The organism is Streptomyces odontomachi (assembly GCF_024435355.1).
Taxonomy (GTDB): Bacteria; Actinomycetota; Actinomycetes; order Streptomycetales; family Streptomycetaceae; genus Streptomyces; species Streptomyces odontomachi.
On record NZ_JAMJWG010000009.1, the window covers coordinates 261155 to 280578 of the forward strand.

Here is a 19424-nt window from a genome sequence, read left to right on the forward strand (position 1 = left end):
TGTCCTTGAGGAGTCCGCGCGCCCACGTGTGCATGGCCGTTGCAGAGACGAACTCGGCCGTGTTGGTGTCCACTGGGTCGCTGGTGTACTGGTGGATGAGCCAGTCGGCGCGGACGCCGGGCCGGCCGGGGTGGCCGTTGTAGTCGGCGATCCACAGGCCGTCGCCGGCGTAGCTCGTGGTGTCATGGTTGAGCCAGAAGTCGCGGTTGCAGTACAGCAGCATGCGGTGGTCCGACCGCAGGGCCTTCACCGCGCGGATGAACGCGTCCTTCTCGGCGCCGGACGCCCGGGTGCCGGACGAGGTGTTCTCCCAGTCGACCGCGAGCAGATCACCCTTGGCCGACGCGCACTTCGCCACGAAGTACTCGGCCTGCTCCTGGATGTTGCCGGGCCACAGGAAGTGGTAGAAGCCGACCACGCAACCAGCGTCCCGGGCCCGCCTGGGCTGCGCGGCCTGCTTCGGGTTGATGTAGGTCCTGCCCTCGGTGGCCTTGACGATGACGAACCCCAGGCCGCTCGTGGAGAAGCTGCTCCCCTGGTAGTCGCTGACGTCGATGCCCTTGACGGTCATGGTGCTCCAGATGAGAAAGGCCCCGGCCGGGCGGCACGGGGCAGGAGAAGAGGGGGCTCACGCGGGCATCAGGGCCTTGAGTGCCTCGACGATGCGCCGGGCCAGGTAGGCGTGTCCGGCGTCCGTCGGGTGCACCGCATCGGCGCCGATGTAGCCGGTCTTGTTCTGGCTGGTGATCCAGGCGCCTTGTGTGGCGACGAGCGTGCCGTCCGCGGTGTACACCTCGCCGGAGAGAGGGTCGAGGAACGGCAGCCGGGCAGCCTGCGCGGACGCCTTGATGGTGGTGTTGGTCGCGGTGATGGTGCTCGTCGGGGCGCCGGTGGGGTCCCAGCAGCCGATGACGTAGATGTCGCCGCCGACCGCGACCGCGGTCTTCGCGGCGGCGTACAGGCTGTCCGCGGCGGCGCCGATGGCGCCCTGGTCACCACCGGAGTCGTTGTAGCCGGCCCACACGATCAGCCGATCGATCGAGTACGGGACGACGTCGAGGGCCACCCGGTCGCCGAGCACGGCGTAGCTGCCGGGGGTGATGTAGCCGGTGCCACCGCGGGCCTGATCCCAGGCGTCCGTGCAGCCGAGGAGCCGGGCGGCCCGATACAGCCACGTGCCCACGCCAGCGCCCGTGTTCTGCCCGGAGCCGTCGGTGATGCTGTCGCCGAGGACGGCGAGTCGCCCGCCGCGGCCCGTCGACTTCCATGCCGTCGCGCCCGGTGGCAGGAAGAGGCCGCCGAACGGCATCGTGGTGAAGTCGAAGCGGATCCGCCGCGGCATGGCCGAGGCGAACGCGAACTTGAGCACATACCGGCTGCCGGCCGACGCCGCGCCGGTGGACTGCGGTACGTCGGTCAGCGCCCGCCCGTCGATGGTGCACCGGTATCGGGTCGCCGTGCTGATGTACTTGAACATGATCTCGAACTGGCTCGCGTCCGTGGCAAACTCGACGGCCCAGTTCGACTGCCCGGAGGCGTAGGTGTTCGGATAGCGGCTGGTCGGCAGGTACAGCGTCGTGTCGGGGAAGGTCGAGCCGTACTGGAAGCCGCCGGCCCCGAGGTACAAGAACGGGCCCGTGTCGGGCGCGAGGAGGGACTGGGCCGAAGGGATGCTCGAGGTGGCCTGCGGCCCGGTCAGGGTGATGGTCGGCGCCTCGCTGGAGAGCGTCTCGGCGAGCAGCGGGTCCGGCAGGTCTCGCCGGCGCCAGCCGGCGCCCCACCTGACGCCGCCGGCGGCCACCGGGTCTGGGGCGAGCACCTGCCCCACGGTCCCGACGGCGAGCCGGGTCACCGCAGCACTTCCGGTGGCGACGAGCAGGTCCCCCGCGGTCGTCACCGCGCTCTTGGCGATGGCCGCGTTCTGGATGGCGGTCAGGTCGGCGTCCAGGTCCATGGCGGCCGTCGCGCGCCGCGGCCCGGAGCCGTCATTGGCGTCGAGGTAGAGGGAGCGGATTCCGTCGGGCCCGTAGAACTCGGGCACCGCGCCGGTGCTGTCCGCGGTGAGGATGCCGCCCTCGATGGCAGTGGCCCCGTCGGACTGCGTCAGGTCCGTGTACTGGGTGCCACCTACCGGCAGGTTCCAGCAGGTGACGCTCGCGCCGGGCTGGAGCGTGGCCGCATTGTCCGTACCGAGGCTGATGACATAGTCGGCGACGCCGCCGAACCGGTGCCTGGCCATCAGCTCACCACCCAGGAGATGTTGGAGCCGCTCACGGTCTGACCGACACTGATGTCGGGGTGTTGGGTCAGCCACACCTGTCCGGCCTGGGAGCCGTTGGCGGGGTGGATGGTGACGCGGCCGATGCGCACGCCGGTGACGTAGACCATCGCGTACTGGTCGCGGTCCGGGTGCACGTAGGCAGTCGGCACGTTGATCGGTAGCCGGGAGTCGTCAGAGCCGTCGAGGGTGCCGCCTGAGGTGCGCGTGAATGAGCCGAGGCGCAGGTGAGCCACACCAGAGCGGACGTGCAGCACGGAATCGGTCTGTACGGTCCACGGCGCCGCAGATCCGGTGAGAACGATCTCGCCACTGTCCTCGCAGAGCGTCTTCCAGGCGCTGCCGTTCCAGCCGACCCAGCGGCCGGTGTTGGTCTCAAAGTCGACCTCGCCGAGGCGCGGCCCGGGTCGGGTGGTTGATGTGCATGGCCGGATCCGGGAGCCGATGTACTGCGTGTATGGCCGCACCGTGACCGTGGACGCGCCCGAGGTGATGTCGACTAGGGCGAGGGGGATTTCCCATACTCCGGTGTCGCCGGCCTCCCGCGTGAGCGAGGGGGCTCCGGATCCGGGGGTGCCTTGCTTCACGACCGCGGCCACGTCCCAGGTGGAGCGGTCCAGGCGCAGGGCTACCCAGTCCGTGCGCGCAGAACCGGAAGCGTTCTCGGCGATCGTGAGGGTGACGTCGCTGGTGCCGGAGGTCCATGCGTGGCCGCGCACGTTGGCCCAGGCATCCGAACGGACGACGACCTGAAGGCCGGTACCGGCGGAGACGATGGCCGTGTCGGTCGGGTCGCCCCACGCGCCGTCGTCGGAGAAGCGGGCGGCGACACGCTCGTATTCGCTGTCGGTGACCGCGCGGTCGTTGTGGGTCGGGCTCGGCCACGAGTCCTGTGCCACTATCTCGCCTCCAGTCGTCCTAGTCGTCGGGCCAGGTCACGCACTGCGCGGACGGTGGCTGTGGTGGTGGTCTGGTCGCTGCTGCCGACGACGGTGGTGACCAGTTCGCCTGTGTCGGGGGTGGCTTCGAGCCGTATGGTCTGCACGAGGTCGGCGATCTCCAGTCCCGTGGGCAGCTGCACGGTGACGCGGTCGCCGAGGTTGTAGTCGCGGCCGGCGCGCAGGTCGGGGGTGTCTACGGTCACCGTGCTGAGGGACGCCTGCGGGTTGTCGTCGCCGAGGGCGAGCGTTCCGGCCTGGGTGAGTTCGCCGTCGGAGTCGTCCGCGGTGCCGGTCTTGTCTTGGAGTTTCTCCACGCGGTACCAGTCCGCGGCGGCGCCGGAGTCGACCTCGACGTAGGCGCGCACGTTGGGTGGGTCTCCCTCGGCGGCCTGCTCGGACGGATCGTTGCCGCCCTGTACGAGCTCGCTGGTGGCGAGCGGGGCTGACAGCTCGAACGTCACCGAGCGGAGGTTCCCGAGCCCGGCAGAGAATCGTGCGGTCGTTGTGCGGTCGGCGGGTGCGTACACCCCGAACCGGATCTCGTCACCGACCTGCCGGGTCCTGAAACCGAGCCGGTTCCAAGAGGCTGCTGTGCGGCAGGCATCGAGCAGCGGCTCGAGCCGCGTGCTGACAGTGCGGTCTGTGCCGACACCAGCGACGTCATCGAGGACCAGGCGCTCGATCTGCCGGGCGGCGAGTGCTGACGGACCGCAGTTCGCGTCAACCAGCTCGCGGATGATCGTCTCTGCGTTGGTGCTCACCCGCTGCCACTTCACGTCCGTACTCGTGGTCTGCGATGCGAAGTCGACTGCGGGATCGGGGTAGGTGAGGTATCCGGCGATGCGGGCGAGGTCATCGCTCCATGTCGCGGTGATGGTGCCCGGTTCGGTGTTGTTGTCCAGGTCCCACGCGTAGGACTGCGGTGCCTCCAGCGGGCCGGCGCACCAGATGGAGCCGTCGCGGATCAGCATCAGTCGATTCCCGGGCTGGAGCAGCTCCATGTACTCCGGCCTCGCTGGCAGCGTCACGGAGCCGGACGCAGGGGCGTTGAAGTTCAGGTCGCACGACACCTTGGTCCAGGCGTCGAGCGGCGCACCGAGCACGTTCAGGTTTCGGTCGGTGATGAGGAGCTGGATCGTCATGCCGTCTCGTACCTCGGGTAGAACGTAAGGTCGACCGCCGATCCCGCCGCGGCGCCGTCGAGTTGAAACGTCACCGGAGTCTCACCCGGCGGCAGGGGCCACAGCACGGCGTTGGGCCAGTCGAGTCCGCCGATGAGGTTCTCGTCGGTGCCGGACAACACCCGCGGCGGGTCCGTGCTGACGGTGACGGTCTCTCCGGCGAGCAGGGCGCCGTGCGGGGTGTCGGCCATGGTGAGCGTGAAGGACTCGCCAGTGTCGTTGCGGGTGAACGTGATCGCGCTGGCGGGTCCGGTGATCTGCCACGTCGGCCAGACGTCGACGTCGCCCGGGTTGGTGACCGTGGTGTCGCCGAGCACCTGCGACGAGGACACCGACGGGTAGGGCACCAGGTAGTCGACGAGCTGCGCGGACTCGCGGTGCACACGCACCGGGACGGCATCCACCCAGTACGGGTCCTCGGCCCACAGGGTGACGACGGCGAAGTCCCAGGTGATGCCGGTCGCGACTTGGCCGCGGCCGTCCCAGCCATCCGAGTAGTAGACGGCGATCGTGCGCACACCGCCGTCCGGCCGGGCCACCTCCAGCGTCCCGGGCTGAAACGCACCGTCCGGGCTGCGCCGAAGGGTGCGGGTGAATGCCCTCGCCAGCGACCGCCAGTTGTTCGTGAACCGCTGGTGGTTGTCGCCCTTGACCAGCACGGGCCACACGATCGAGCGGGCCTGCGGCTGTACGTGTCGCAGCCGGGACCCGCCCCGCGGGTGCGGGTCCGAGGTCAGCGTGTACGGCGCCGCACCGAGCCCGGAGACGCCTTCGGCGAGCGCGTACCACTGCGCTGAGGTGTCCGTCATCGGCCACCGGCGCCCGGTCGGGTCCACATAGGTGATCGCCGCATAGCCACCGAGATCCGGCACCAGTATCGGAGGCGGGACCGACTGCTCGGGTGGAGTGACCGCGGTTGTGACCAGAGGCATCTATCGTGCCCTCCCCACGCGCTGCCGCGCTTCCTCCTGCCGCTGGATCAGCCGCAAATCCTCCACGCTGATCACGGACGCGCGCGGGTACACGTTGTACGTGACCGGCGGTTGCGACTGACCCGCGCCGCCGGCGTGCTGCACGACCGCCGCCGGGCGGCCAGCAGCCGGTGCGGAGCGGCCCACCGGGAGCTTCCCGGCGTTCAGGGAGTCCATGAACTTGAGCCCGTACTTGCGCACCGAGGAGGCCTTGACGACGTACTCGCCCGCCGACGCGAACAGGGGGATGCTGTCCGAGGTCTCCGTGCCCGGCCCGTACAGCATGCCGCCACCGGGGAACCCCGGCAGTGACCCGCCCGCGGCACGCCGCAGGACCGGCCCACCGGACGCACGCCCGAACTCGTAGCCGGACGCGTAGGGTCCGTGCTTCGGCCCGGTGTAGATCATCTGGGCCGTGATGGTCACGGTTTTGGACTTGATGGCGGCGAGCTTGGCCTGTGCGGTGCGCAGCTTGCGTTCCAGGTCGGCGATCTCGCCCCGGATGTGTGCCGTCTTGCTGGATGGGGCGTTCGCCAGCCGCTTCTTCGCGTCGCTGATCTTCGCCTTCAGGTCCGCAATGTCACCCTTCAGCTTCGCGGTCTTGTCCGGCGTGCTGAGGATCTGGTCCGCCAGTCGCTTAGCCTGCGCCCGCGTCAGCCCCATCTGCTGCGCGGTCTCGACCAGCTTCTGCCTTCCACGCTCGTAGATGCCGTTCACGCGCGACCACGAAGCGCCTGAGTCCCGTGCAGCTGCCGCCGCCTCATCAGTCTTACCTGCCAGGTCGTTGAGCGCGCTGGCCGCATTGCGGGACTTCTCCGAGTTGAGTACAAGCTGCCCGTTGTGCATCTTCAGCGCGCCCGCGTTGTCTCGAGCCGCCTTCCCTGCGGCGTCGATCGCCGCCTCGAAACCGATCTGCCCTCCCAGTGCGGAGCGGTTCACGTCGTTCAGCGCCTGGATGCTCTGTCGCAGTCCGTCCGCGGACTTCTTCTGCGCGTCGAGCTTCGTCTGCACCCTCTGTGCCTGGTCCCCGAACAGGCCCATCGACTCGGCGGCCAGGCGCTGCTCGAGGGCCTGGCCTTGAAGAGCGTCCTGGTAGTCGTTGAGCTGTTTGGTGAACTCCTTGGTGTCCCGGCCGCCCTTGCCGTACTCGGCCGTCAGCTTCTTCAGCGCCTCCGCGGCGAGGTCGGCCTTGCCCTGGGAGACCAGCTGTGCCAAGGACTTGTCGATCGCATCGATGTTCTCCTTGGCATCCTTCACCGGCGTGGAGTCCCACCCGGTCCAGCCAACGAGGAACTGCTGCACCTGGTCGACTGTCGACGGGTCGGTCAGGGACCGCACCTTGCCGTACAGGTCGTCGAGGTTCGAGCCGAAAGCCCGGGCCGCCTCACCCGAGGCCTTGCCGGTCTTCGCGAACGAAGCCAGCGAGGTCGTCAGCTTGTCGACGTCCGGCGGTGCCTTCCGGCTGTGCTGGGACAGCTCGCCCAGCGCAATCAGCAGCAGTCCGATGCCCGTGCCCGCCACGGCCACCTTGACCCCCCGAGACAGGCCACCGATTGCTGCGGTCACGCTGCTGATAGCACCAGGCGCAGCGACCGACGCCGCTCGCATGGCGGCAATCTGGGTGGCGATCCCGGCCAGGGCTGCCTTCGCTGCCGAGCCGCCCACAGCGGCCAGGCGCACAGCCTTGATGGCGACGGCCAGCTGCAACAGGGTCGCGATGGCGTCCGGCGGGACCGCGGCCACAACCCCGCTGAGGGCGTTGATGACCTGGAGCATGCCGACCCCAACATCGGACCCGGCCTGGAGGACGTTGAGGAGCGCGTCGCCGACGTGCCGCAGGGTCTCCCCGACGACCGGCCCGTTCTGCCGGCAGTAGTCGAGGAACTGCTGGAGGCCGCCGCCGACCTTGCCGGCGTCCAGGCGGGCGAAGAACCGCCCGACCTCGTCGACTGCCCCCCGCAGGGACTTCTCAGCGAATGCGTTGAGCTTGTCCGCGGCTCGATCGAAGCCGGGTGTTTGCACGGCGCCGCCGAGCATCGTCACCAGCCGATCGACCTGTACGGACGCGCCCTTGGCCAGCGTGGTCGTCCTCGGCAGCAGCGCGTTGGCGATACCGACGCCCTTGGTGAACGGGCCCATCACATCGCCGCTCAGGCTGTCGGACCAGCCCTTGAAGTTGTCCCGCAGCAGCCCCACCGCGACGGCCGCGCGCTGCGTCGCGGGCGGCAGTGCGGCAAGCTGCTGCTGCACCGCCAACTGTGCTTGCGCCGTCTCCTGCGACGTCTTCCCCGACGTGGTAACGGCATCCTGATACTTCGTCTGCGCGTCGGTCACGGCCTTGATGGCGACGACCTGCGGAGCCAGAGCAGCACTGTACGCGCCGGCCGCGACCGCAGCGGCGCCGAGCTGCGCGGAAACCTGAAGCGCGGCACCGGCTAGGCCCGCCGCCGCAGGGATGGCAGCGGGAGCCAGGGAGATCAGCGATCCTCGCAGCCGTTCACCGAGAATTCTTGCCTTGTCCGAGGCCTCCGCGAAAGGGCTCGGCAGGTCGGCGAGGCCCTCGCGCAGCCGGCGGGCCGCCTCCTCCGCAGACACGAACCGGCCACGGAGATCCCTGAGCCGGCCGTCGGCGTCCCGGGTGAATCCGGCCAGGGCGCGCGACGAATCGTTCGCAGAGTCGTTCAGGCGGCGCCGCAGCCGCTCCGCCGCGTCCCCCGCAGAGTCCAGAGCGCGTGACAGAGCATCGCGGCCCTGGAGCACGAAGTTCAGCGTGTCGCGGCCGGCCATCTCATCCTCCTTGCTGTGCGGCCACGTGGCGTGTGATCCACGTGATGGCGGATTCGAGGTCGGCCGCGGTCATGTGCTGGATCTCCCACGGGCGGATGTGCAGGTAGTGGGCCAGGAGCCAGCGGTATTCGAGGATCAGGCCGCGGAGGCCCGCGGCTTGGCCAGGTGGCCTTTTCCCAGGGCGTCGAGGGCGGCGTCGACGTCGGCCTGGTCGTTGGCGAGCTTGCGCAGGTGCGGCAGCATCGACTCGATGGCCGCGTCCTCGCTCTTGCCGAGTGCCTCGACGACGATAGTGTCCAGGATGTCGTCGATCTCTGCCCGCTCGATGCGGCACGTCAGCCGGCGCCGCCACCCGGGCAGGTCGAAGTCGGCGAACGTGAGGTTCTTGTCGACGCGGCGGCGGGCGGCCCACAGCACGGCGCGCATGGCGGTGGGGTCCTGGCCGCGCAGCCGGTCCTCCACCTCACGCCACAGCATCCCGCCCAGGGCCTGCTCGATGTCCGCGGACTCAATGGCCGACAACTCCTCGGTGGAGACCTGCTCCACCTCGCCGTCGTCGCGGCGGTACGAAACGATCACTGCTTCCTCATTCCAGGTCTCTGCGCACATCGTCGAGGACGCGTGCGACCTCTGCTCTCATCCGCGGCATGCCGGCCTGCACCGTGCGCGACCACCAGCCCGCCGGCCGCGCCCACTGCGTCGCCCAGCGGCGCCGATTACCGAACACCGGGTGCCTGACGCGGCCGTTCTCGATCACCCAGGGCATGTTCCGCAGGTCCGCTGGCAGTCGGCTCTTGTCCATCCACACCCGGGCACCCGGTGGGCTCGTCGTGCGCACCGAGATGCGGATGCCTCCGGCGAGCGTCGCCCGCAGCGGCCGCTCGGTGGGCGACGGGCCGCCTCGCACCCGGCGGCCGGAGCCGGGCAGGTCCACGCTGCGGATCGCCTCCTGGAGATCGCGCTGGAGCGGTTCAGCCGCCCTCCTCACCCGGCGCGCCATGTTCGCCCGCAGCCGCGCACCGCCGGCGGCGCGGAGACGCCCGGCGAGCGTGAGCAGCTGGCCGGTGCCCAGGATCTGCACGCTCTGCGGCACGGCTCAGCCCCCAGCCGCGGCCGGGATAGTCACGTTCTCCGCCGGCTCGCTGGTGATGGCGAACTGCGCCATGATCTGCGCGGCGGAGTCCAACTCCCTGACCTTGGCCTGGGAGGTGACCGTCACCGGGTAGACGTCCATGGTCTGGGTTGCCACGTCACCCTCATCCATCCACACCACGAATCCCGCGGCCTCCCGCACCAACACGGTGCGCACGTCGTCAGCGTCCTTCGACGCCCAGAACGTGAGGCTGGAGTCCGCGGCGGTGATGGCGCCGCCCACCACCGGCGTGAACCGCGAACCGAGCGCGGGTGTGGCCACCGTCTCCGAGGTCGTCTGCCAGCCCGCCATGGCGCCGGTCTCGCCCTCCAGCGCCGTGCCAGCGTCCAGCTCCGTCCGGGTCGGCGACAGCTTGTTCGCAATCGTCGGCACCCACAGCACCTTCGTCACGCCACGGCGGTAGTACCGCGTCGACGCCGGGATCGGTGTTGCCATCAGTTCTCTCCCTTCACCCGCCGACGGCCCTTCGCCGCGGCCGTCTCGCTACCGGCTGGCTGGTCGCCTGCGACCTTCCAGCCCATTCGCTCGTAGGCAGGCACCGAAATCTCCTCAACCTCGATCGCCTGTTCAATCCCGTCATGCCTCATCCGCACCACCGCAGTAGCCCCCTCACGTGAATGCGCGGCCGGCCACCGTCAGCAGCAGCCGGGCCTGCACGCCCTGGTTCGTCTGGTCCTGCACCAGTGCGGTCGTCTCGATCGCGGCCTCCAGCGACCGCAGGCCAATGCTCGGGTCCGCACGCAGCCAGTTCTCGACTCGCGCTCCGATCTCGTAGGCCCGCACCCGGGCAGTGCGCACGTCGCCGTCCCCACGACTGGCGATCGCGGCGATCGTCACCTGGAACTGCTCCTCGCGTCCGGTGCTCAGGTCAGACCAGCCGCCGGCGCTCTGCGCCGCCAGGAAGTCACCGGCCGGGTCGCCGTCGAAGCCGACGAGCAGCCAGTCCTGAGCGCCCGTCTCACCGATCTCCGGGCCGTCCGTCACGACCACGTCCACAAGCTCGACGTCCTGCTGGCCGAGCGCCACCAGGGCATCGATCACCTCGGGCACACGGGACCCCATCACGCCACCCCCGGGGGAAGTCGATCCGGCTCCAGCAGCTGCACCGCACGGTTCGGGATCGCATAGCCCAAGCCCGGGATCGGCTCGGTCACGCTGAAGTCGTCGCCGCCACCGGCGAGCCCGCCACGGCCGGCGAGCTGCGTTCGCCACAAGTGCTGAAGGATGACCCGTGCCGCCGCGGTGATGTTCTCCGGGACCGTGGTCCGGCCCGCGGTGTAAGCGATGCGCAGCGGTCCGCGGAGCGGGCCGCCATCAGCCCGGGCCACCAGGCCTGTGGATCCGTCCAGCGTCAGCGCCTGGATGTCATACCCGGTGCCGCCGACCTGCACCGCGTTCACGGCCGTCAGCTCGATGGCCGGGACTTGGAGCAGCACCAGCGCGCGAGCCTCCCGGACTGGGTGTACCTCGGTGACCGGCCGGACGGTGACCGGGCCGACGAAGTACTCCACCGCCCGCGTGGACGCGCCGAGCCAGAACTTGATCTCGTCGTTGTCTCGGCTCGCCGTGATGTTCAAGTGGGCCTTGGCGTCGGCCAGCGAAAGGATGCCGGCCGCCGCGGCGTCCCGGACGTCGAGGGCGTCCGTGTACGCGGCGGCCGGGCCCGTGAACACCCAGCGGACTGTGTGCCGGCCAGCCACCGTGGTGACGTAGTCGGCCTGGTACTGGCCCGTACTGGTCTCGCTGGCGGCCGGGGTGGCGGTCGTGCCGTCCGGCAACGTCACCGTCACGGTGACCGCGTCCGCGGTCGTCAGGACGCCGTCGGGGTCCTTGCACGTCGCCGTAAGCCGCGCTGTTGCGCCGAGATCGAACGGCACCGCTCACCCCTACTTGCTGTTGCGGCGGGGGCGCCGCGCGGCCGCCTTCGCCGAAGCGCTGGCCGGTTCGTCGGGCTCGGCCGGCGAGGTGACGGTCCGCGGCTCGCCCGGGTCCGCCGTCGCCTGCTCCACGGCGCGCGGCCGGCGTGCGAGGTGCGCGTCGACCGTCTCGAAGTGGGCCTCCCGGCCTGCCACGATCGGGTCTGATTCCTCAACCAGTTGGCCGTCGCGCACCACCCGCGGCCGCCCGCCTTCGTAGGCGCTGAACGCCTTGATGCACCGCAGTGCCATGAGATCTCTCCTCTCCGGGCATGCCGAGGGCCCCGGCATCACGGCTCGGAGCCCTCGTACAGCGCCTGTGATCAGACGGCGGACGTGTGGATGTTGAGCATCCGGAACGCGCCGTCCAGCACCGAGTCGGCGCCGACGCGGTACCAGGCGTACCAGCCACGCTGACCGGTGGGCCTGCGGTTGGTACCGACGAGGTGAGGGATGAACTCGACGGTCATCCCGATCCGGTCGGCGATCACGTAGTTCTGGAAGTCGCCGTACACCAGCACCCGGGCATCGCCATCCGCAGAGGCATTGAACCCGGACGCCATCGCCTCGGCCTCCAGCGCCGGCCGGCCGATGAGGTTCGGCGGCACGTCCGCACCGATCCGCTCCCACAGATCCGCACCACCGTTGGTGTCGAACTGGCGGATCAGGTTGTAGATGCTCCGGTTCGCCAGCCACGACGCGTTCGCTCGGTGCCGCGCCGGCAGGTCGCCGTCCATGGCGTACACGTCCCCGGCGGCGAAGGTCTCCGCGGCGCCCGGCGACATCTCGGAAGAGGTGCCGGCGAGCGCGGTGACGATGCCCGTGGGCTGACCGCTGCCGGTCCCGCTGATGAACGCCTCCGCCTCCAGGCTGTCCTTGCCGAACGCGAGGAGCCGGCCGACCTCCATGGTGACGTTCTCGGCGTCGTCCATCGCTTCTATGGAGATCGGAACGAACCCGTCGGCCTTGTAGACCGGCACGGTCGGCTGGTCGAACGTCGGCGAGTTGTCCCCAGCCTCGGTGCCCTCCGCGGCCCACCGCCACGACACCGCACCAGCGGACACCCCGTGCCACACATCACCTGTGGCCACGACCGACCGGGCGACCTGCCGGATCTGGTTCCGGGACCCGTCCGAGCTGATGATGACCGTCGGGTCGAGCTGGAACGGCACCAGGTAGCCGCCGGCCGAGTCCGTGAGACTCATGGCCCGCTCCAGGGCCCGCTGTTCCTCCGGGCTGACCATGTGCCCCTTGCCGGCCGCCAGCTTCGACCACGCGCGCAGGTACTCGGGGCTGGAGGTGGCCAGGCACAGGCGGCTGATGCTGCCCTTCTTGTCGTCCCAGCGCTCGATGATGTCCGTCGCAGCGCTACGGATGCCGTCGGTCGCAGCGGCCATTTTCTCAACGGCGCACAGCGCCCGGGACCGCAGCTCGCTCCCGACCTGCTCCGGCGACCGGTCGAACGTGCGCATCTCGCCGAGGTCCCACGGGTTGCGGAACCGGCGGTCCTCCACGCTGTCCGGGTTCAGAATCGGGTCGGCGTCGTAGGACGAGTCCGACCCGTAGGAGACGCCCCGCTCGCCACGCACCTGGGTCGCTGCGGGTCCGCGCTCGGTGGTCTTCACGGCCGAGCGCACCCGGGCCAGCGCGGCCGTGCGCTCCAGCTGGCGCCGGTGGGCGTCAACGTCAGCGAACTCGCGGGTCAGCTCGTCGAACTGCTGCTCGTCGGCTTCGTCCAGTTCCGGCTTCTCGCCGAGCCGTTCCAGTTCGGCCTTGATGTCTTCGAGACGGATCACCGCCTGCTGGTGGGAGAGCTGCATCAGCTCTTCTCCTTCTGTTCGTCGATGAGCGCCAGGCGCTCGCCCATGAGCCCGGTGATCTCGCGGATCTGGTCCCGGAGGGCGGCTGTGCGCGGGGATGGCGACGGGTGCCCATCGGCGGGCGGCGCGTCGGTCGTACTCGGGGTAGGCGGGTGCCCCTGCTCGGGCGGCGCGCCGGTCGTGCGTTCGGTGTCCGGGTGCCCGGTAGCGGGCGGCGCGGACGGCCTCGGCGCAGTGGCCGGGGCAGGCTCGGGGGTGGTCGCGGTCGGGTAGAGCAGCGCGGCGGCGACCTCGCGGCGCTCCTCCTCATCAGCGGGCACCTGCGGCGCCATCATCGCCGCGGACCGGGCCAGGGAGGCCCGGATGCGGCGGGTGAACCCGTCGTCGCGGACCAACTCGGCGGCCTGTTCACGGGCCCGCACGGACACGCTCGTGCCCGCGTATGCCGGGAACACCACGGGCCCCAACTCGCGGCACTTCAGCTCGATCAACTCGCGCTGGAGCGGCCCGCGGTCGCCCGGCATCCACAGCAGCTCGCCGATCTCCTCCGGCTTGAGTACCTTGCCGTTGACGTCGGTCCACTGCTCGCGGACGACCTCGAACCGGAAGCTCATACCCGTGATCGACTTCTCGGCGATGGCGTCCCGAACCGGCTGCATCAGCCAGTTGTCCGTGATCCGGCCCTCGATATAGAGGCCCTCGTCGTCCTCACGGAGATCCACGATCGAGCCAATGGGGATGGAGCCGATGAGCGGGTGCCGGCCATGGTCGAACTGCATGACCGGCTGACTCTCACGGATCGTCTTTCGGAACGCGCCCTTACGGATCGTCTCCGTGAACGTCCCCTCCCACGAATCGATCTCGGTGGGCTGACCGAACACGGCGGCGTAACCGGACAGCGTGCGGCCGTCGCCCTCGCCACCGTCCTCGGCGGCCCGGAGCTGGAACGGCGCGGACCTCTCCAGGTCCCGCGCCACGGCGGTCATGGTGGGCATCAGGCCCCTCCCTCGATGGGTCGGATCGCGGACTCCAGCGCTGCGGCGAGCGCACGCACGCGGGCGTCTGACGGAGGCGCCGAGGTGCCCGGCGCCTGAAGCTGAACGCTGAAGAGACCCGTATGGACAAGGAGCGTCCAGTCGCTGGCCGTCACCGCGGCCATCACCGACTCCGGCGTGTACCCGGCATCCACCAGCGTGCGGATCGTGCGGGACTGCACACCCTGAATCTCCGCCGCATCCTTGGCGTCTTCCCGAAGGAACGGGACATCCCGGGCGTCGTACCAGAGCCGCACCGCCCCTGACACGCCGCCGCCCGGCGGCCGGATCAGGTGCCCGAAGCTGCCGGCGGCGTTCTGCCACAGCGGGTGGACGGTGCCGTCCGCGAAGCGCCTTCTGGCTTGCCCGTAGTTGCTGTACGTCGCGGCCTTCAGCCCCTCGCTGAGACCAACGATGACCGGCGGCACGCCGGCCGCCGCGGCGATCCGCGTTTCCCCGGCGCCCTGCACTGCGCTGAAGTCCATCTGCTGGAAGTTGGTCCCGGTCACCGTGACGTCCGCGCCGCCGCCGAGGTACAGCGTCTTGTAGGCGTTCTCCACGCCCATGTGCGCCGACTCCATCTTGGCCTTGAACTTGGCGAACGCCTCCGGGCTCACCTCGCGGGCGAGACGGACCACCATGTTCGGCGTGGCCGCGTTCTCGAAGAACCGGCGCTTGTGGCTCGCCATGAGGTTGTCGTTCTGGGCCTCACGGACCACCGGCGTTAGCCACGACATGCCCCGGTACGTCGCCAGCGGATCCGGCACCGGTGCGAAGTGCGCCACCTCATCCGCCAGCAGCGGCACCGGCTCCTCGCCAGGCTCCTGGTAGACGTAGCCCAGCCGCCGCCACCCCAGGTGCCCGCCTCGGAACGAACGGCGCTCCGTCACGATGGACACCCAGTCCGGCCGCAACCGCACCAACTCGTCGCCGTCCCGCGTCCAGTAGCTGTTGCCTGCGAGGTCGGCGTCCTGGATCACCCGCGACAGCAGATCCTGCGTCGTCCCGCCCGTCCATGGCACCTCAAGAAGCCGCAGATCAGCCGTCCCGAACATCTCCGACGGGGTGCCGCTGTTCAGGCGCTGCCAGATGAACCGAGGCGCCGAAAACACCATCTGCCGGGCCACCATGCACGCCCAGATCACCGGGTTCATCGCGAACAACTGCGCGTACCCCGGCAAGTTCCCAGGCGCCTTCTCCGAGGCCTGGCCCGGCTGCGTCTGCGTGATCCCCAGCGCGGAGAAACCGCCGTACCCAAGCGACTGCTGCAGCGCTGCCGCGTAGTCATCCAGAGTGCTGATGTCCCGCACCGCCGGCGCACGGCCGCGCATGGCCCGCCACAGGCTCGTCACGGGCCACCCCCGTCAGCGAGCTTCACGTCCATCAGAAGCAGGCAGTACGCCACCAGCAGCACCCCGCCCACGGCCAGCCCTACCGCAAGGCCAAGGCCAAGGCCGGCGCCCACCGCGGCCATCGCCCCGCCGGTCAGGACACCCGCCCGCGCCCGAGCAGCACGCGTCATCCGAATTCGGCCCACGGTTCCACTTCTTCCTCCGGCTCCTCGACCTCCGCCGAGAGGCCCCAGCAGGCGTTCGTCGCCGCGACCAGCGGCGTGATGTCCACCCCGACGCCGCGCCGAGCCCATGCCCACGCGTCCCCCAGCTCTCGCTTCCGCGCGCCAGCCAGCGCGGTGGCGAGCGGCGCCTGGTTCAAGTGCACGACCTGCCCGGCTGCGACCGCGTCATAGAACTGGCCGACGGCCTGCACGACGTCCCGCGTCTTCATCTGCGCGATCGGCGCCAGGAGACGCGGCTCCTCGTCCTCGTCGGCCTCTTCCTCCGGGTCGACCTGCAAGCCCTTCGTCAGGTCCCGGATCAGCGAACCGGCCGGGCTCCCCGGGTCGACCACCCAGCAGCGCGGACCCCACTTCTCCGTCAGGTCCCTGGCGCGCTTGACCACCCAGTCCGTGCCCGGCCGGTTGTCCACGACCTCCACGTGGACCGCGTCGCCGCACTGCCCGGCCACGCAGATGCTCGCGTGACTCCGCTCTGGCGTGACATCGATGGCGAACGCCACCGGGTCCGCAGGCTGGCTACCGCCGTCCGCCAGCACCTCCCAGGCTTCTCTGCCGATGACCTGCCACGTGTCAGCCTCGTCGGAGGGGTATTCACCCACGCCGAGCCGCTCCCGCGCGTATCCCTCCTTGCTCAGCGTGGCCCGCTCGTTGGCGACCTTCGCCAGGGTCAGCCGGAAGCCGACCGCTGGGTTCGCCTTCAGCACTGCCTCGTCGGAAGCCGGATCGTCGTGTCTGTCGCAGTCCATCGGGCACTCCTTGACGTGCAGGGCGGCAGACCACTCGAAGTACGCCAGTGAGAGGTCAGGCGTGCCCGCCTCGATCGCGGCAAGGGCCCGTCGACGCAAGCGCCCCAGTTGCACGGACGGGGGGCCGATACCGGCGCTCCCCAGGTACCAGATCTGTGGGTCATCGATGGCCGCCATCGTGGGCAGTAGCGCGTCCATCTCGTTGTCGCCGAGGATCATGTCCTCGTCCATCACGTTGCAGTGTCCGCTGAAGCCACGGCCGGAGCCCTTCGAGCGGGCGATGAATCGGAGCATGCGGCCGTCGTGCAGCTCGATGCTTTCCTCGCCTGTGGTCTGCCAGTACCGCTTGACACGTTTATGCAGGTCAGGGCATCCACGGATGAGGCGTTCGATCCGGCGGAAGGCGTTTTTCGCCGTCTTGAATTCGTGCGCACTGTGGAGGATCAGTTCCTCACCGCCGATGAACAGACCCCACAGCTCGCGAGCCTCGATGATGCCGCCCTTGCCGTTCTGTCTCGGCACGTTGACGGCGACCTCGAACGACGACCACGAGCCGTCTGGTTTCTCGCCCATGCCGACACGCAGCACGTGCTGCTGCCATGGGTCCAGCGTCAGCCCTGCTTTGGCGGCGAGGTCGATGGCCTCCTGCCCGGCGCTGGACACCGACGGCGGCGCGGTCTGGATCGGTGGCGTCTGCCAGCCGTACACATGGTCACCGTCAGCCACCAGCGGCCTGCTGTCGGGCGGCGGCCCGGCGCTTCGCTCGCTGCTCAGCAATGTCATCGACCGCGTCCCCCTTCGACTGGACAGGCGCGAGCTTGCGAAGGTCAGCCATGACGGCACGCAGTTCTCGAGCGGCGACCGCGCGCGCGGTCGGAGCGTCGGCCTCGTCAACGGATCGGGCGAGACTGGAAGCAAGTTCGGCCAGGCCGGGCGAGACGGACTCGACACCAAGCTGATTGATCTCCGCGTTGATCGCGCCGGTGACCGCGCCCAAGATCACCACGCCCCTTACACAGAGTGATGCCACGCAGAGTGACGGACCCTAATGTCGTCGAACCGAGTTCGCTGGAATAGCTCTTCAAAATCGGCCGCGCAAAAAATCGGGCGACAAGGGCTTTTGGGTCGCCCACTCGTCGGCGTTCTCGATGACCTCGTGCCCCCTCCCCTCCTGAGGTGGGACTGCCGGTGACCTGCGTGTTCGCTCGCATTGTTGATCAAAGTTGGATCGATGATCGCGTGAGTCGCTCGGTCACCAGCGACGGGACGACTGGACAGCCGAGGCGTGGCCCTGCCCGTGCCGGGCCCGTGCCCGGTACCACCGGGTGGCCACGGCCGCCATGCCGGGATCTCTCATGTCCGCTACGCGCTGCATGACGATCTCTCGTCCTGGGTCGACGGTGACGATCTGTGCCTTGTGCCGCTGGTACCTGGCCAGGGCCTTGGGGCTGGGCTGGGTGTGGATGAGGTAGATGTCGACCTGGTCACGGTGCTTGAGCGCTTCGTCGAGGGCGGCGAACCGTGCGCGGTGCGCGACCTTGAGCAGGGTCTCGCCGTGGTGCCACTGCGGGGCGCCCGGCCCAGCGAGGGCGAGGGCGATCCGGTCCAGGTCGATGATGATGTCCCGCGGCTTCGCCCGGGCCTCGATCCACGATGACTTCCCAGAGGCCGGCGGGCCGGTGACGACGTAGAGCACGTTGCGTCACCGTCCTCGCGGCTGTCAGGTGGTCAAGCCTCGAAGGGTGCGGGTCCACTTCCTTGAACGCGCAGCTCAGCGGTATCGGCGTTGAAAGTGCCCGCGAGGAACACACCCTCGCGGTGATCGCCTATGCGCAGCTTGGTGTGGTCGTCGTTGTAGATCTCCCAGGCTGCTGCTTCGTCTCGTGCCGTGATGGTCCCGTGCCATTCTTTGAGACTGCCGTCGGTAGTGACGGTGAGCGATGCTGTGACCGGGTATTCGGTCCCGCTGACAATTGCCGTGGCTGGCCCGTCGTATGTCGTCATAGCGTCATCTTGGCCTACATACGGGGCGGCGGGTCACCATCTGCGTGATGTCCGTTGCGGGACCGCGGTGGTGCTGCGATTTCCCCTACGGCTGTTGCACGCTCGGTGTGCCGACCGTGCGTTGGCGGGGTCAAGGAGGCTGCCGCCGCGGCTGATGGGTACGGCGTGGTCGAGAGTCCACGACAACGGATGCCGCGCATCGAGCGTGGCGTCGATGTCGTGGCCGCAGATCCAGCACGGGTCACCGCAGGCGCGCATGGCAGTGCAGAGCCTGCGGTACGGGCGTCCGTTGCGCGGGTTGCCGGCCACGGGCGCCACCTCCGACTACAGGTCGTCGCCGAGGACTTCGCGGCGGGCGGCGAGCGCCTTGCGGTTGAGGGCACCGGTCATGCGGAACAGCGCGACGGTGAGCGCGAGAAACCCGGCGACGAGCAGCACCTGGGTGATGACGCTGACGATGTGGATGTGCTGGGTGGCGAGCGCGATGATCAGCAGGATGACGTTGCCGCAGATCCAGGCGAACCAGATGCGGAGCTTCTCGACTCGCACAGCCTTCTGTATGTCGCTGTAGCTGGCCACGTTTCCCCCTCCGTCGCAGTTGGCGGCCATCATCCCGCGCATGGAGGTCATGTGTAAGCAGCGTGATGAGCTTGTGACTACGCGGCTCGCACCCCGTTGGGCAGCGGCGGCACGGCCCCGGCTTCGAGGAGTTCGCGCGTCACCTCGTCGCGCCGCGCTTTGGGTATCTGCCGCACGTCGTACCGGGCGCCCTTCCCGCGGCCGTACCGGCTGATGCGCCCTTCGCTGGCCCACCGCCAGATGGTGCCGACGGGCCGACCGGCCCAGTAGGCGGCGTCTGCCGCGGTGGCGAGCGCAGGAGACATGGTCACCTCCCCCGTGGAATGCGGAAGGGCCACCCGGCGGGGTGGCCCTCAGAGCGCAGTACGTTGATCTGAGCAGATCATCGCTTCGGCGGTGGTCCGTGTCAAGTCCGACTTAGGCGATTACTCCCAGCTC

22 protein-coding genes and 1 pseudogene are annotated in these 19424 nt (G+C 69.5%); all 23 read right to left on the reverse strand.

The annotated features are described in order from the left end of the window. Positions 1 to 16 precede the first annotated feature (16 nt). Positions 17 to 571, reverse strand: a pseudogene (locus NQO67_RS20570) (GH25 family lysozyme); the annotation flags it as partial. A gap of 57 nt (positions 572 to 628) precedes the next feature. After that, on the reverse strand, positions 629 to 2239 hold the full coding sequence (locus NQO67_RS20575) for an SGNH/GDSL hydrolase family protein (RefSeq protein WP_255951538.1): 1611 nt from the start codon (positions 2237 to 2239) through the stop codon (positions 629 to 631). Further along, positions 2239 to 3177, reverse strand: coding sequence for a hypothetical protein (locus NQO67_RS20580; protein ID WP_255951539.1), 939 nt, complete (start codon positions 3175 to 3177; stop codon positions 2239 to 2241). The genes NQO67_RS20575 and NQO67_RS20580 overlap by 1 nt, the downstream gene beginning before the upstream one ends. Then, positions 3177 to 4361 carry a siphovirus ReqiPepy6 Gp37-like family protein gene (locus NQO67_RS20585; RefSeq protein WP_255951540.1) on the reverse strand — a complete coding sequence of 395 codons (1185 nt, stop codon included), beginning with the start codon at positions 4359 to 4361 and terminating at the stop codon, positions 3177 to 3179. The genes NQO67_RS20580 and NQO67_RS20585 overlap by 1 nt, the downstream gene beginning before the upstream one ends. Then, entirely contained in the window at positions 4358 to 5332 is a 975-nt protein-coding gene (locus NQO67_RS20590) for a phage tail family protein (RefSeq protein ID WP_255951541.1), read from the reverse strand. The genes NQO67_RS20585 and NQO67_RS20590 overlap by 4 nt, the downstream gene beginning before the upstream one ends. Further along, a complete protein-coding gene (locus NQO67_RS20595) occupies positions 5333 to 8158 on the reverse strand; it encodes a hypothetical protein (protein ID WP_255951542.1) in 2826 nt (941 codons plus the stop codon). It lies immediately after the preceding gene. A gap of 135 nt (positions 8159 to 8293) precedes the next feature. Further along, positions 8294 to 8737, reverse strand: coding sequence for a hypothetical protein (locus NQO67_RS20600; protein WP_255951543.1), 444 nt, complete (start codon positions 8735 to 8737; stop codon positions 8294 to 8296). Between the two features lie 7 nt (positions 8738 to 8744). Continuing rightward, on the reverse strand, positions 8745 to 9251 hold the full coding sequence (locus NQO67_RS20605; protein WP_255951544.1) for a hypothetical protein: 507 nt from the start codon (positions 9249 to 9251) through the stop codon (positions 8745 to 8747). 3 nt (positions 9252 to 9254) lie between these two features. Beyond that, complete coding sequence (locus NQO67_RS20610; RefSeq protein WP_255951545.1) at positions 9255 to 9746, reverse strand: phage tail tube protein; 492 nt, start codon at positions 9744 to 9746, stop codon at positions 9255 to 9257. A 174-nt stretch (positions 9747 to 9920) separates the two neighbouring features. Next, on the reverse strand, positions 9921 to 10361 hold the full coding sequence (locus NQO67_RS20615; RefSeq protein ID WP_255951546.1) for a hypothetical protein: 441 nt from the start codon (positions 10359 to 10361) through the stop codon (positions 9921 to 9923). An 11-nt stretch (positions 10362 to 10372) separates the two neighbouring features. After that, a complete protein-coding gene (locus NQO67_RS20620) occupies positions 10373 to 11188 on the reverse strand; it encodes a head-tail connector protein (RefSeq protein WP_255951547.1) in 816 nt (271 codons plus the stop codon). A gap of 9 nt (positions 11189 to 11197) precedes the next feature. Continuing rightward, on the reverse strand, positions 11198 to 11479 hold the full coding sequence (locus NQO67_RS20625; protein ID WP_255951548.1) for a hypothetical protein: 282 nt from the start codon (positions 11477 to 11479) through the stop codon (positions 11198 to 11200). A 71-nt stretch (positions 11480 to 11550) separates the two neighbouring features. After that, positions 11551 to 13047: a phage major capsid protein gene (locus NQO67_RS20630; protein WP_255951549.1), complete on the reverse strand. Its 1497-nt coding sequence runs from the start codon at positions 13045 to 13047 to the stop codon at positions 11551 to 11553. Beyond that, the gene (locus NQO67_RS20635; RefSeq protein ID WP_255951550.1) at positions 13047 to 14042 is read right to left on the reverse strand and encodes an HK97 family phage prohead protease; all 996 of its coding nucleotides are present in this window, start codon (positions 14040 to 14042) and stop codon (positions 13047 to 13049) included. The genes NQO67_RS20630 and NQO67_RS20635 overlap by 1 nt, the downstream gene beginning before the upstream one ends. Further along, on the reverse strand, positions 14042 to 15433 hold the full coding sequence (locus tag NQO67_RS20640; protein WP_255951551.1) for a phage portal protein: 1392 nt from the start codon (positions 15431 to 15433) through the stop codon (positions 14042 to 14044). The genes NQO67_RS20635 and NQO67_RS20640 overlap by 1 nt, the downstream gene beginning before the upstream one ends. Next, on the reverse strand, positions 15430 to 15603 hold the full coding sequence (locus NQO67_RS20645; protein ID WP_255951552.1) for a hypothetical protein: 174 nt from the start codon (positions 15601 to 15603) through the stop codon (positions 15430 to 15432). The genes NQO67_RS20640 and NQO67_RS20645 overlap by 4 nt, the downstream gene beginning before the upstream one ends. Then, positions 15600 to 17186 (reverse strand): terminase large subunit domain-containing protein, encoded by a 1587-nt coding sequence (locus NQO67_RS20650; protein ID WP_255951553.1) that lies wholly within the window; start codon positions 17184 to 17186, stop codon positions 15600 to 15602. Before NQO67_RS20650 ends, NQO67_RS20645 begins: the two co-directional genes overlap by 4 nt. Further along, entirely contained in the window at positions 17122 to 17409 is a 288-nt protein-coding gene (locus NQO67_RS20655; protein ID WP_255951554.1) for a hypothetical protein, read from the reverse strand. Before NQO67_RS20655 ends, NQO67_RS20650 begins: the two co-directional genes overlap by 65 nt. Positions 17410 to 17655: 246 nt before the next feature. After that, complete coding sequence (locus tag NQO67_RS20660) at positions 17656 to 18099, reverse strand: ATP-binding protein (protein ID WP_255951555.1); 444 nt, start codon at positions 18097 to 18099, stop codon at positions 17656 to 17658. Positions 18100 to 18131: 32 nt separating this feature from the next. Then, the gene (locus NQO67_RS20665) at positions 18132 to 18407 is read right to left on the reverse strand and encodes a DUF4873 domain-containing protein (protein ID WP_255951556.1); all 276 of its coding nucleotides are present in this window, start codon (positions 18405 to 18407) and stop codon (positions 18132 to 18134) included. Between the two features lie 33 nt (positions 18408 to 18440). Beyond that, positions 18441 to 18665, reverse strand: a complete 225-nt coding sequence (locus NQO67_RS20670; RefSeq protein ID WP_255951660.1) for an HNH endonuclease — start codon at positions 18663 to 18665, stop codon at positions 18441 to 18443. 66 nt (positions 18666 to 18731) lie between these two features. Next, complete coding sequence (locus tag NQO67_RS20675; protein WP_255951557.1) at positions 18732 to 19037, reverse strand: hypothetical protein; 306 nt, start codon at positions 19035 to 19037, stop codon at positions 18732 to 18734. 26 nt (positions 19038 to 19063) lie between these two features. Beyond that, complete coding sequence (locus tag NQO67_RS20680; protein WP_255951558.1) at positions 19064 to 19291, reverse strand: DNA-binding protein; 228 nt, start codon at positions 19289 to 19291, stop codon at positions 19064 to 19066. Positions 19292 to 19424 lie beyond the last annotated feature (133 nt).